At 58.2% G+C, this 12,793-nt stretch carries 11 protein-coding genes; 5 read left to right on the top strand and 6 right to left on the bottom strand.

Going from position 1 to position 12,793, the window contains the following annotated elements:
- The first annotated feature begins 128 nt into the window (after window positions 1-128).
- From pheS to pheT, 3 genes are read left to right on the top strand one after another with little or no spacing between them, the layout of a single operon-like run.
- The gene (gene pheS / locus AB6B39_RS01075) at window positions 129-1,229 is read left to right on the top strand and encodes a phenylalanine--tRNA ligase subunit alpha (protein WP_348520207.1); all 1,101 of its coding nucleotides are present in this window, start codon (window positions 129-131) and stop codon (window positions 1,227-1,229) included.
- Window positions 1,226-1,873, top strand: coding sequence for a hypothetical protein (locus AB6B39_RS01080; protein WP_284374153.1), 648 nt, complete (start codon window positions 1,226-1,228; stop codon window positions 1,871-1,873). The genes pheS and AB6B39_RS01080 overlap by 4 nt, the downstream gene beginning before the upstream one ends.
- On the top strand, window positions 1,870-4,269 hold the full coding sequence (gene pheT / locus AB6B39_RS01085) for a phenylalanine--tRNA ligase subunit beta (protein WP_284374155.1): 2,400 nt from the start codon (window positions 1,870-1,872) through the stop codon (window positions 4,267-4,269). Before AB6B39_RS01080 ends, pheT begins: the two co-directional genes overlap by 4 nt.
- A 49-nt stretch (window positions 4,270-4,318) precedes the next feature.
- Here the strand turns inward: pheT and AB6B39_RS01090 are convergent, their stop codons facing one another.
- From AB6B39_RS01090 to AB6B39_RS01105, 4 genes are all read right to left on the bottom strand, one after another.
- Window positions 4,319-4,555, bottom strand: a complete 237-nt coding sequence (locus tag AB6B39_RS01090; protein ID WP_284374157.1) for a hypothetical protein — start codon at window positions 4,553-4,555, stop codon at window positions 4,319-4,321.
- A gap of 80 nt (window positions 4,556-4,635) precedes the next feature.
- Window positions 4,636-5,433, bottom strand: coding sequence for a cation:dicarboxylate symporter family transporter (locus AB6B39_RS01095; protein WP_284374159.1), 798 nt, complete (start codon window positions 5,431-5,433; stop codon window positions 4,636-4,638).
- A gap of 902 nt (window positions 5,434-6,335) precedes the next feature.
- A complete protein-coding gene (locus tag AB6B39_RS01100) occupies window positions 6,336-7,115 on the bottom strand; it encodes a hypothetical protein (RefSeq protein WP_284374161.1) in 780 nt (259 codons plus the stop codon).
- A gap of 294 nt (window positions 7,116-7,409) precedes the next feature.
- The gene (locus AB6B39_RS01105) at window positions 7,410-9,293 is read right to left on the bottom strand and encodes a ribonucleoside-diphosphate reductase subunit alpha (RefSeq protein WP_348520208.1); all 1,884 of its coding nucleotides are present in this window, start codon (window positions 9,291-9,293) and stop codon (window positions 7,410-7,412) included.
- Window positions 9,294-9,943: 650 nt separating this feature from the next.
- On the opposite strand from AB6B39_RS01105, the gene AB6B39_RS01110 reads away from it, so the two are divergent.
- Window positions 9,944-10,864 carry an IS1595 family transposase gene (locus AB6B39_RS01110; protein WP_284374164.1) on the top strand — a complete coding sequence of 307 codons (921 nt, stop codon included), beginning with the start codon at window positions 9,944-9,946 and terminating at the stop codon, window positions 10,862-10,864.
- Entirely contained in the window at window positions 10,857-11,876 is a 1,020-nt protein-coding gene (locus tag AB6B39_RS01115; protein ID WP_284374166.1) for a P63C domain-containing protein, read from the top strand. Before AB6B39_RS01110 ends, AB6B39_RS01115 begins: the two co-directional genes overlap by 8 nt.
- A 13-nt stretch (window positions 11,877-11,889) precedes the next feature.
- On the opposite strand, the gene AB6B39_RS01120 is transcribed toward AB6B39_RS01115, so the two are convergent.
- Together AB6B39_RS01120 and AB6B39_RS01125 are read right to left on the bottom strand one after the other, a co-directional pair.
- Window positions 11,890-12,279, bottom strand: a complete 390-nt coding sequence (locus tag AB6B39_RS01120; RefSeq protein ID WP_371398676.1) for a hypothetical protein — start codon at window positions 12,277-12,279, stop codon at window positions 11,890-11,892.
- Entirely contained in the window at window positions 12,276-12,773 is a 498-nt protein-coding gene (locus tag AB6B39_RS01125; protein WP_284374438.1) for a Panacea domain-containing protein, read from the bottom strand. Before AB6B39_RS01125 ends, AB6B39_RS01120 begins: the two co-directional genes overlap by 4 nt.
- Window positions 12,774-12,793 lie beyond the last annotated feature (20 nt).

Here is a 12,793-nt window from a genome sequence, read left to right on the forward strand (position 1 = left end):
CACATCACCGCCTCTCATGACTGCCCCCGAGTGGTTGCGCAGAACGCGCCGTCCCATTAGGGAGCGCCATCCATAGCGCCGCCGCCTTCAGCCTCATTGCGGGCCTCAAGAGTTAGTCCATGAGCCACATGTCTCCCACCGATCTCGATACATTGCGGACCGACTTTGCCGCCCGGATCGATCAGGCCGCAGACCTGCGCGCCCTTGATGATGTCCGGGTCGCAGCCTTGGGCAAGAAGGGCGAGATTTCCCTGCTGATGCGCGGTCTCGGTCGAATGAGCCCTGAAGAGAAGACCGTGATGGGTCCGGCGCTAAACGGTTTGAAGACCGATGTTGCGGCGCTGATCGAAGCGCGCAAGGCCGCACTGGAAGACGCCGCCCTCGACGCGGCTCTGGCGTCTGAGACGCTCGACATGTCGCTACCAGTCGGGCGACCCCAGGGGACGCTTCATCCGGTTCAGCAGGTGATGGAAGAAATGGCCGTCATCTTCTCCGATATGGGGTTTTCGGTCGCTGAAGGGCCGGACATTGAGGACGACTTTCACAATTTCACGGCTCTGAACTTCCCGCCCAGCCATCCGGCGCGCGACATGCACGACACGTTCTTCATGGTGCCAGAGCCAAGCCAAAATTCCAGCGGGTCCGATGCCGCTGTGGGCCAGAAAGTGCTTCGCACGCACACCTCCCCCGTGCAGATCCGCACCATGATGAACCAGAAGCCGCCGATCCGCATCATTGCGCCGGGCCGGACCTATCGCTGCGACAGTGACCAGACCCACACGCCCATGTTTCACCAAGTCGAAGGCCTGGTCATCGGCGAGGACATTCATATGGGCCATCTGAAAGGCTGCCTGATGGATTTCGTCAGCGCCTTTTTCGAAACCGACGTGGATGTCCGTTTCCGTCCGCACCACTTTCCCTTCACCGAACCGTCCGCCGAGATGGATGTGCGCTATGAGCGTGACGGCGCGTCGATCAAGATCGGCCAAGGCAATGACTGGATGGAAATTCTCGGCTGCGGCATGGTTCACCCGCATGTGCTGAGCGCCTGCGGCCTCGACCCGGACCAGTATCAGGGCTTCGCCTTCGGCATGGGCGTCGATCGCCTCGCCATGCTGAAATACGGCATGCCCGACCTGCGCGACATGTTCGCCGGCGACCCGCGCTGGCTCGGACATTACGGCTTCAGCCCATTGCTGCAGGCAAGTCTGGAGAGTGGGTTGTCGTGATTGAAGCTGCCCATTTGAGCATACTGATCTCTGCGCTGGCGCTGGGAGCTTCAATCTTTGCTGTTTATGCGACAAATTTTTGGCGCGGAACGGTTAAGGCTTCACGACCTTCCCAATTCTTTATAGCCTATTCGGAAGATGATAGCTCAAAGCCCACGCTTAGCGTAAGCGTCTTCTTATATTCCACTGGGAATGCTGGCCGTTTAATTGAACACCTCTACATCACAGCCCGGCAGAGTGAGAAAATCCAAAATTTCACAACATGGTATGCTGGAACAACTCACGTTAGAAATAAGTTTGCTGGAATAAAAGTCGATAGAAATGGTTTGAGCCTTAACAATCTTTTTTACCCCCCACATGGGGAAACATCCTTTCAGTTTAGCCAAGGAGAGATAGAAATAGAGCTTCTCTGCCGACTAGCTGGATCGGACGATCCAAAAACCTTGAGTAAGGTGAAGCTCATTCTATCGGAACACCAAATAATTGAAATGAACGATGGAAAGATAGCTGTTTTCGATATCCAATCTTCTGGCAGGGGATATCACGGCTATACCGACACTTATAAAAAGTCGATGGATCAAGAAATGGCAGAAAAGTTCTCCGCTATGGCCGACACGATTAAGGCAAAAGCACTAGAATCATGAAATTCACCCTCTCCTGGCTGAAAGAGCACCTCGAGACCGAGGCCACGCTTGAGCAGATCGTCGACGCCATGACCATGGCGGGGCTCGAGGTCGAAGACGTTGTCGACCCGGCAGCGGCCCTCTCAGACTTTACGGTCGCTCACATCCTGTCCACCGAGAAACATCCCGACGCCGACAAGCTGCAAGTCTGTCAGGTCGCGACCCGGGACGGGGAGAAGACCATTGTCTGCGGCGCGCCGAATGCGCGCACGGGGATTTATGTCGCCTATGCCGGGCTCGGCACCTATATTCCGGGTGCTGATTTCAGCCTCGATAAGAAGCCGCGCAAAATCCGGGGCGTGGAGAGCTTCGGCATGCTCTGCTCCGCCAATGAGCTCGGCCTTGGCGAGGATAGCGATGGCATCATCGAATTGCCCGAAGTCGCCGTGGGCACCCCTGTCGCCGATGTGGTGGGCCAGAACGACCCCGTCATCGACTTTGAAGTTACCCCCAATCGTCCCGATTGGCTGGGCGTGCGCGGCATTGCGCGGGATCTGGCCGCGACCGGTATCGGGACGCTGAAACCCGACACGATCGGTCCCGTATCTCCGGATTTTGACAATGCACAGACTGTCCTGATCGAAGCACCTGAGGCCTGCCCGGCCTTTGTCGGCCGTGTCGTGCGCGGTGTGAAGAACGGGCCGTCGCCCGAATGGCTGCAGACCAAGCTGAAGGCTATCGGCTTGCGCCCGATTTCGGCGCTGGTCGACATCACCAACTATATGACGGTCGACCGCGCCCGTCCGCTTCACGTCTATGATCTGGCCAGGGTCAATGGAGGGTCCGGCGGCTCGATCATCGTGCGGATGGGCGAAAATGAGCAATTCGACGCGCTCGATGACCGGAGCTATGTCGCGACTGCGGATGATGTCGCCATCTGTGACGAGCGCGGCATTCTCGGACTGGGCGGGATCGTCGGCGGTGAAAGTTCCGGCGTGTCCGACGATACAACCGATATTCTGATCGAGTGTGCGGTGTTCGACCCGCTGACCATCCGTCGCTCGGCCAAGCGGCTCGGTGTGAATTCCGACGCCAAATACCGGTTCGAACGCGGCATCGATACGGGCTTTATGCGCGACGGCATGGAAATGGCGACGCGTCTGGTGCTGGATCTGTGTGGCGGCGAGGCCAGCACGGTCGACATTGCCGGGGATATCCCCGCCGCACCGGATAGTGTCAGCTTCGACCCGGCCCGCGTCGAGCAACTCCTCGGATTTACACCTGGCGACACCGAGATCGAAGCGATCCTCGCTGCGCTCGGCTTTCAAAGGCAGGGCAGTGGTACGCCTTGGACCGTATCCGTCCCGACCTGGCGCCGGGACGTGACCTTGCAGGCCGATCTTGTCGAAGAGGTTGCCCGCATTGCCGGGTTCGCGCGTCTGCCCTCCACGCCTTTGCCGCCCCTGCCGGGACGACGCGAAGCGACCGCCACATTAACGCAAAGCCGCACCAGGCTGGCGCGGCGGGCGCTGGCCCTTCAGGGTCTGAGCGAGACCGTCAGCTGGTCCTTCGTGCTGGACGATCACGCCAGAGCCTTTGGCGGCGGTGAGGATGCGCTCCACCTCGACAATCCGATCAGCCGCGAGCTGAACGTGATGCGCCCGAGCGCGCTGATCCATCTGCTACTGTCCGGGCAGACGGCCGCCGATCGGGGCTATCCCGGGGCCAGCCTGTTCGAGCTGGGGCCCGTTTACCGCGGCACGGAACCGGATGATCAAGCCCTGACGCTAGCCGGGTTGCGCCGGGTTGAACCCGCCCGCGACTGGGCCGGAGCGGACCCGATCACAGCTTTGAGCGCCAAGGCCGATGTGCTGGCTGCACTGAGCGCGATGGGGGCGAATATCGCCAATCTGCAGCTATCCAAGCCAACCGGGGACTATTGGCATCCGGGGCGGTCGGGCCGCCTGCAGATGGGTCCGAAGAACGTGCTCGCAGATTTTGGCGAATTGCATCCGCGCGTGTTGAAGCGTCTGGGGGTTGAAGGGCGTGTCGTCGCCTTCGAAATCTGGCCGGAAAATCTTCCCGCACCCCGCGGCAAGAACAAGGGCAAGAGCAAAGGCGCTCTCACCCTGTCCGATCTGATGCCGGTGCATCGCGATTTCGCTTTCATCGTGCCGGACAGCCTGGCCGCCGGCGAGCTGATCAAGGCCGCAAAAGGCGCGGATCGGACCCTGATCGGCGATGTTACCCTGTTCGATGTCTATGCCGGCCCCGGCATTGATGACGGCTATAAGAGCCTTGCCATCGATGTGATGCTGTCACCGACTGACGACACCATGACCGACGCCCAGATCGAAGCCGTCAGCAACAAGATCATCAAGGCCGCGGAGAAGCTGGGCGCAAGCTTGCGCGCCTGATCGTTATCGGTCCAGGATTGGTCGAACGCTGCGCGGTTGCGGGATCGGATTATTCGACCTTGTGTGCGTCGGGATCGTCAAATTCGCTGATAACCTGATCGATCGCGCGGTGGACATTCCGCCCTGCAATTTCGCTTGTCTGTGTCTGGCTGACACGCTGCGCCGGCATGCGGCGCGGATGGGCGGCCGCATCATGGAGGGCGCGCTGTGCGGCCTCCGGATCGGGTTGCGGCGCCGTCTGGGCACTGCGCCGGGCATCCGCTTTCGCGCTTTGCTCTGTCATCATGGCGGTCACTCCTTTGCGGAAATGACGCGCAAACAGCCCTTCAGGTTCCCTACATAAGACCGCATAGTCGTGATCGCGCCCTAGCCCGCATCATCTATCAGGACACGCGGCTTGCGGTAGTAGAGCTTCAGCCCGTTGACCGTGCTCATGCTATCGGACTGCGTGTTCATGACGGTGCGCAGACGATCGAGAATGAGCGTGTCGATCGTGATGATCAGCGCGGTCACATAGGTCGCATATTCAGCTGATACGCCCTGACTGACCAGAATATCCTGCAACAGCACGACGGAGGCAGACGGCGTACCGGCGGCAGCCGTCGCGAAGACCAGCGACTGGAAACCGACGACTAGCGCGTCCGTCATATTCACGTCGATGCCGAAGGCTTTCATCGCATAGAGGCTCATCAACAGCAGGCCGATGACCGTGCCGACCATGTTGATCGTCGCGCCGATGGTGAAGAAGGGCGTACTCTCATCGCCATTCGCGCCCATATCGTTACAGGCTTTCTTGGTCGCGACCAGCGTGGCGATGGATGACGAGGTCGAAAAGGCGACCAGCGCCTGTGGTAGAACGGCCCGCAGGATGAAGCCAATACCGCGCCCCTGAATGGCCGACGTGACCAGAATCATGACGATCCAGACCAGCACCATCGCCAACATATAGGGCATGAGCAGCGGCACGAGATTGCCCAGTGTCTGCACCCCGCCGGGGCTATTCAGTGCCAGTGTGATCGACCCGAACACGGCCAGCGGGATGGTATATTGCAGGAACTTGCGGAACCCGGCGATAAACATGTCGCTGATCGCATCCGCTTCCCGGCCCAGGCCGAGCCGCTTCAGGGCCGCGCCGAAGATCAGGCCCGTATAGATACAGATCATCAATGCGCTGGTCAGAACGCCGTAGATCTTGGCTGCGAAGGGCGACTGGGTCAGTTCCGCCCGAACCCGCCCCGATCGAGGCCGGATCCGGCAAGATCGGCAGGTCGGAAAAGAGGAAGAAGGCGGTGATCGCCAATGCCATACCGATCAGGGAAAAGCTGACGAAGAAGAGCAGAACACGGACGAACTTGGCCCCGAGACCGCCGGTCGAAATCGCGATCGAACTGCCGATCGACAGGATGATCAGCGCATACATGAGGGGCTTGAGCGGGACGAACAGGGCATCCTTGGCCAGCCCTGCAATCGATTTGGCAATATAGACATCGCCCAGTTTGATCGGCGCGGCGAGTTCCGATGCGCCCATGGCCCAGAAACCGAAGGCGGCTGCGGCGGCAACGACGACAAGCAGTAATAGCGGAATTTCATGTATTGAGCGCATGTGCGAGCCGTCCCTGATGATTTCAGCCCAGCTTTAGCGGCTTGTCGTCAACCCGCAAGCATCCATCTAGCCGCGACGGAACATAGACCGATACGCTCACCTGTCAGAAGCAGGTTAGGGTAAAACAACATGGAACTATGAGGGGGTGGATTGGGTTAGACAGATCGGTGGTAGGGCGTTGAAAGAAAAAGCGGACTCCGCGGCAGAGCTTGGGGTTGATCTGTCTAACCCATTCCAATTCCTCAGCTCAGGACGGCTCGACCGACCCGCCAATCGCCTGTTGTCGCGACTAGCAGAGAGGGTTGGGTGATGGCTCGCCGGTCAAGTCGGCGAGAGCGGAATGAAGGAGAAGGCATCGTTCTGAACAGTGCGCCTGTTCATCATCCGTAGAACGGCGCCGAGGATCGCACGCTTGAATTTTACGAATTTAGAGACTGCTGAGGCGGTCCCGCTGGGGTCGTGCCTAGCGTTTCCAGGTAAAGGACAGGGCAGCCGCGTCTTCATTGTAGCTGAACCCTTCGGCTTGGGCTTCGCGGCGCAGATAGGACAGGGACACATCCGCGTCGCCGATCCGGTACCCCAGACCCGCCTGCGCATCGCCGACGATAATCCGGTCCTGCAAGTGGAACTGGCCGGATGAAAGCTGGCTGATGCCGTCCGGCGAGAAGGTCAGCGCTTCGGCATCGGCTCCGGCGAACAGATACCAGGTGTTGGTCTTGAAATCCGACCCGCGGCGCAGATCTTCACCGATCTCGACGACGGCGCCGACAAGTGCGGAGCTGCTATTGTCGTCGAAACGGAAACTGGCGCGCGGTCGCAGCACCAGATCGATGCCGCTATCCTTCTTCGCCGTGATGTAAGGTGACAGGCCCAAATCGATACTATCCGTGCGGCGATCGCATGTGCTGGTCCCGCTCAGACAGGCCGGATTGGACAGATCGAGACGAAAGAGCGTCGATCCCACCGCATCAACCGGCAGATTGAGGTTGGGCATGTCGAGATTCGGAATATCGAGGTCAAAGCGCCCCATCGGATCGACCGAGCCACTGGCCAGATTCAATGTCAGACCATCGGATGCGGATGGCTGGACGGGTTGCGGGATCGATTGCAGGTCGGCAGTGATCTTGTCGTCCTGCGCGAAGGTCGGAGCGGCAGACATGAGGATGAGCAACGCCGCGCCCGCGATAATCGCGGCGGTGTGGATCGGTCCTGCCGTCCTGCGCGTGCTGGTTCCAACCAACATGTCGGGTCCTTTACCCTGTTCATATCGCCGTCGGCGGATAGCCTGGCGATAGCTGCCCAATCCATTTGGGCCGTTCTGGTTCCGTCTCCTGCAAATTAAGCGGATGGTGCCATCATTTAGCAAGAGCAAGTTTCGTGCCGAACCCGTATAGCGAGCATTTGGTACGGAATTGTGGCAATGATGACACGCTTTACTTAACCGAAGGCGCATAATCATCGTAAAAAAAGCCCGAACACGCGGTCCGGGCCTTGATAAGGGTCATTGTTACGGAACGATCACGTCCCGATTGGCCGCCTACTGACAGGCAATACATTCCTCATAATCGGTCGGTGCAGCCGCCTCCATGGCGGCCTCCATATCCGATTTTGGTGATTCGGAACCGGCGAACCCGGCCCGCTGTACCGATTTGGAACGGCAGTAATAGAGCGATTTGACGCCTTTTTCCCAAGCCTGCCAGTGCAGCATGTGGAGATCCCACTTATCGATATTGCCTGGCAGGAAGATATTGAGCGACTGCGCCTGACAGATCAGCGGCGCGCGGTCGGCTGCATGTTCGATCACCCAGCGCTGATCGATTTCGAACGCGGTCTTGAAGGTGTCCTTTTCGTGATCCTCCAGGAAATCCAGATGCTGGACTGAGCCTTCGGCTTCTAGAATATTGGCCCAGATGCCATCCGTATTTCTGCCGTGACGTTCCAGAACCTCTTCGAGAAACTTGTTGCGCACGGTGAATGAGCCAGACAGCGTCTTATGGGTGTAGATATTGGCCGGGATCGGCTCGATGCCCGCGGACGTACCGCCGCAGATAATGGAAATGGACGCGGTCGGCGCGACGGCCATCTTGTGCGAGAAGCGCTCCATCTTGCCGGCGTCGGCAGCATCCGGACAAGCACCGCGCTCATGGGCCAGCTTGACGCTGGCGGCATCGGCCTGGCTGCGAATATGGTTGAACAGACGCATGTTGAGCGACTTGGCCATGGCGCTCTCAAATGCCACGCCCTTCTTCTGCAGCAGCGAGTGGAAGCCCATCAGGCCGAGACCGACGGAGCGTTCGCGCATGGCGGAGTAGACCGCATCACTCATGCCGTCCGGCGCCCGGTCGATAAAGTCCTGCAGCACATTATCGAGCATGCGCATGACATCTTCGATGAAACCCGGCTGGTCTTTCCACTCATCATAGGTTTCAGCATTGATCGATGACAGGCAGCAGACAGCGGTACGGTCGCGACCGAACTGGTCCTGACCTGTGGCCAGCATGATCTCAGCACAGAGATTGGATTGCTGCACTTTCAGCCCGACATCGCGCTGATGTTCGGCCAGCTGGCGGTTCACCGTGTCGGAAAAGATCAGATAGGGCTCGCCCGTCTGCAGGCGCATCTCGATGATCTTCTGCCACAGGGCGCGGGCACTGACGGTCTTGATGACCTCATCCGTTGCCGGGCTGCGCAGAGCGAATTCCTCACCGTCGCGCACGGCCTCCATGAACTCATCCGTGATGTTCAGACCGTGATGCAGGTTCAAGGACTTGCGATTGAAATCGCCGGATGGCTTGCGGATTTCCAGGAATTCCTCGATCTCCGGATGGTGGATGTCGAGATAGACCGCCGCCGAGCCGCGTCGCAGGGAGCCCTGGCTGATGGCCAGTGTCAGGCTGTCCATGACCCGAATGAAGGGAATGATGCCAGACGTCTTGCCGGCCCGGCCGATCTTCTCGCCGATCGAGCGCACGCCGCCCCAATAGGTGCCGATGCCGCCACCGTTGGACGCCAGCCAGACATTCTCGTTCCAAGTGCCGACAATGCTCTCAAGGCTATCGTCGACGCTGTTGAGGAAACAGGAAATCGGCAGGCCGCGACCGGCACCGCCATTGGACAGCACTGGCGTGGCGGGCATGAACCAGAGTTGGCTCATATAATCATAGAGACGCTGCGCGTGGGCGTCGTCATCGGCATAGACGGCGGCGACGCGCGCAAACATGTCCTGATAGGACTCATCGGGCAGGAGATAGCGGTCGACGAGGGTTTTCTTGCCGAAATCCGTCAGCAGCGCATCGCGCGTGCGGTCCTGTTTCGGGGCACGAGCGCGCGGCTTGCTGCTGGCGGCCTTGGGCTTTTGTCGCGCAGTCTTGCCGCTGCCGCCGCCCAGAGGCGGGCTGCCCATCTGATTCGGATTGGGCATGGCGGCGCGGGCCATCAGCGCATCGACGGCATGCTGTGCGCTTTCCTGGGCCTCCATCTCGGCCACGTCCAGATCCTTGCCAAACTCGTCTTCGCTCATGCTCATTATGCTCTCAGTCCCCCAGATTCCCAGATCGTTGCCGATCAAATCGTCCCTTTTTCGTCCGAAACATCCCCGCAACCCGGTTTTGACACGGGCTCGCCTCTGTTTTTCGTGGTGAGACGAAGCAGGGAGCTTCTGACTACATATAGTGTCGCGCTCCCTCAATACGTCAACACCTTGTGTGGTTCCCATGGACATCACAAGGCTAACAACTCGTTAAGGTCTTGGATTCGCGACAAAGATTTCGCCCCGCCGTCACAGAATTGTCATGGGTTAAAAAACGGGACCCACTCTAACCCTTTGAACCTATTGCAAGAATCGAAACCGAAACGAAAGCGGTCGCTGTCCACCTCTGTGTGAACGAGGGTGTATAACCATCCCGCCTGCGCAACGATTCTCCACAGGTGGTCATGTATGACGGCAAGGCTGCGCGGCGATGTCGCAGCCACAGCGCATCGGCACCGGAAACAAGCAAAAAAAAAGGGACCTATATACCTAACTAGCCAGATTTACCTTGCCATGCTTGGCTAGTTATGTTCTAAGGCGGCATGTCCGACCTTAGCCTCTTCCAGTTTTTCGAGCGCTTCCCAAACGAAGAGGCGTCCCGCCTTTATTTCGAGAACCAGCGCTGGGCCGGCAAGCCCACTTGCGGCCACTGCGGAAGCGAAGATGTTTCCGAGTGCAAAAACCACAAGCCCATGCCCTACCGTTGCAAGTCGTGCCGCAAGCACTTCTCCGTCCGCACAGGCACGGTATTGGCAGAGAGCCGCCTTCCTCTCCAGAAGTGGCTCATGGCCATGTACATGATGACCACGGCCCGCAAGGGTATCTCCAGCGTCCAGATGGCCAAGGAGCTTGGCGTCACGCAGAAGACCGCGTGGTTTCTTGCCCAGCGCATCCGCGAGACGTGGATGGCCAACGGCGACCAAGGCCCGATGAATGACGACGTGCAAGTCGATGAGACCTTCATGGGCGGCAAAGAGAAGTCCAAGCACGCATCCAAGAAGCTGAATGCGGGGCGCGGTACGGTCGGCAAGTCTGTCGTGGTCGGGATGCGTGATCAGGACGGCCAGGTTCGCGCCCAGCACGTCGCCAACACGCGCAAGCACACCCTTCAAGGTTTCGTCCGCGCCAATGCCCCGGAGGGCGCTCGCGTCACTACAGACGAAGCCGCGTCCTATGTCGGCCTAGAGCGCCACGGCTACACTCACGCTTTCGTTCGCCATAGCGCTGGCGAGTATGTGCGGGACCAAGCCCACACGAACGGCATTGAGAGCTTTTGGGCGCTGCTCAAGCGCGGCCATTACGGCATTTACCACTACATGAGCACCAAGCACCTGCATCGCTATGTGACGGAGTTCTCGCACCGCCACAACACGCGCTGCCTTTCTACTCTAGACTTCATCGCCGGAACTATCGCCAACGCTGCAGGGAAGCGGTTGACTTACAAGGACCTAATCAATGCCTAGAGAGATCGAGCCGCTGAATGTCGATTTCGACGCCCTGGCTAAAGCTGTGACAAACGGCAGCAATCCGCCCCTTGAGGAAGAGCGCCTTGAGAAAGAAGCAGGGGCAATACCCGATAATGTTGCCACTCATAAAGGGACGCTGCGCATCGGCGAAGTATCGATTCCATGCGCAGTGCTTAAGGATGGCCGCCGGGTCTTATCAGAAAATGGTATTGCAGAGTCGCTAGGCGGCCGAAGCGGCGCAGCAAAGCGCCTGAAAACAGAGTTCGAGAGCGGCGGGGCCCATATGCCTGTATTTCTCGCCTCTCGAAGCCTTCTTCCTTTTATAACCAAGGAGTTACTTGACGGGCCCCTCAAGCCGATCACTTATCGCCATGGCGAAAAGGAGCGTGAAGTTACAGGCTACCCTGCGGAAGCTCTGCCAGAAATTTGTAATATCTGGCTACAGGCGCGTCAGGACGGCCTGCTGAATCCGCAACAAGCAGACAGGGCCCAAGCAGCCGAAATTGTGATGCGTGGTCTTGCTGAACTAGGTATTGTCGCGCTCGTTGACGAGGCAACGGGCTATCAATCCGTTCGCGACAAGGACGCCCTGCAAGCGATCCTAGATAAGTATTTGCAGAAAGAGTTCGCGGCATGGGCTAAGAGATTCCCGGACGCATTTTATCGAGAGATATTCCGGCTGCGCGGATGGAACTGGAATGCCATGTCGGTAGCGCGGCCAGGTGTCGTAGGTAAATACACGAACGATATTGTTTATGAACGTCTAGCACCGGGTATTCTTGAAGAGCTCCAGAAACGTAATCCTACCACCGAAACAGGTGTCCGGCGGCAACGCCATCATCAATACCTTACCGATGATATTGGTCACCCAGCGCTCGCGCAGCATCTTCACGCAGTCATCGGCTTGATGCGCGCATCTGCGACTTGGGATCAGTTCAAAGCGATGCTTGATCGGGCTTTCCCGAAAAAGGGGCAGCAACTGCATCTGGTATTGAACGAGGACGGCTAGCCGCTTAGCCCTACTATCCGTCAGGACCAAAGAGCCCTTTCAGCACAATCCCAACCAGACCAAGTGTTGCGACAGCCGTGCTCCCTGCGATAATACCCAGAACCGTGTCAGAGAGATCGAAACTCTCGCACGCTCCCTGAAGGAGCAATAGGACAAAAACCCCTATGCAGTAGACACAGACGAAAGCGAACACGTTTTTCGCGTAAGGCTCCATAAGTCGCGCCCGAGCCTCAACAAGCAGGTTTTCATCGCGTAAACGCTTATTCTCGCCTTGCGCGTTGCTGAGATCAGTTTGAAGCTGAGCAACCAGTTCAGCATAAAACTCGCTCTGAGACTCGTCGAAATCAGTTTCGGGCGGCTCGTTGGATACACCGCCGATGTCTTCAGGACGGAATCCGCTCATGCCGTGGCTTTAGAACTCCGAAGCAAATCTGTGTAATGTTCTATAATATCATCGTCGCTAATGTCTGTGTTGCGACCTTTTTGATACGCACGGTACCATGGTGTGTCCGGCAAGTGGGTCAGTTCGGAAAGTTTGAAGGCACTCAACCTACCGTATCTGCGAAACACCTGCTCTACGACGGCATTTTCATCAACGCTCAATCTTGCGCGATAAGGCTCGCCAGTCGGCTTATCCTTTTCAAAAAGCCACTGACTTCCACGATCGCGCTCGCTGATAAGACGCGGAATGTTTTGCGAGCCCCATCGCGAGATATGATCGCGAAGATACGTCTCGACCGGGCCTAGGTCCCACGCCTTATAGGTCTCATCGACAAGCCGCTCTCCGTTGATTGCAAGATTGAAGCCGTTGGCAATGAACGCCAGCTTCTGCAACTGCATTTGCGAGAAAGGGCGTCGTTTGAGGAACTCATTGGCTATCGCTACTGATTGTGCCATCGTTTGCTCACATCCACTAC

Origin of the sequence: Algimonas porphyrae, assembly GCF_041429795.1 — a bacterium.
GTDB classification, from domain to species: Bacteria; Pseudomonadota; Alphaproteobacteria; order Caulobacterales; family Maricaulaceae; genus Litorimonas; species Litorimonas porphyrae.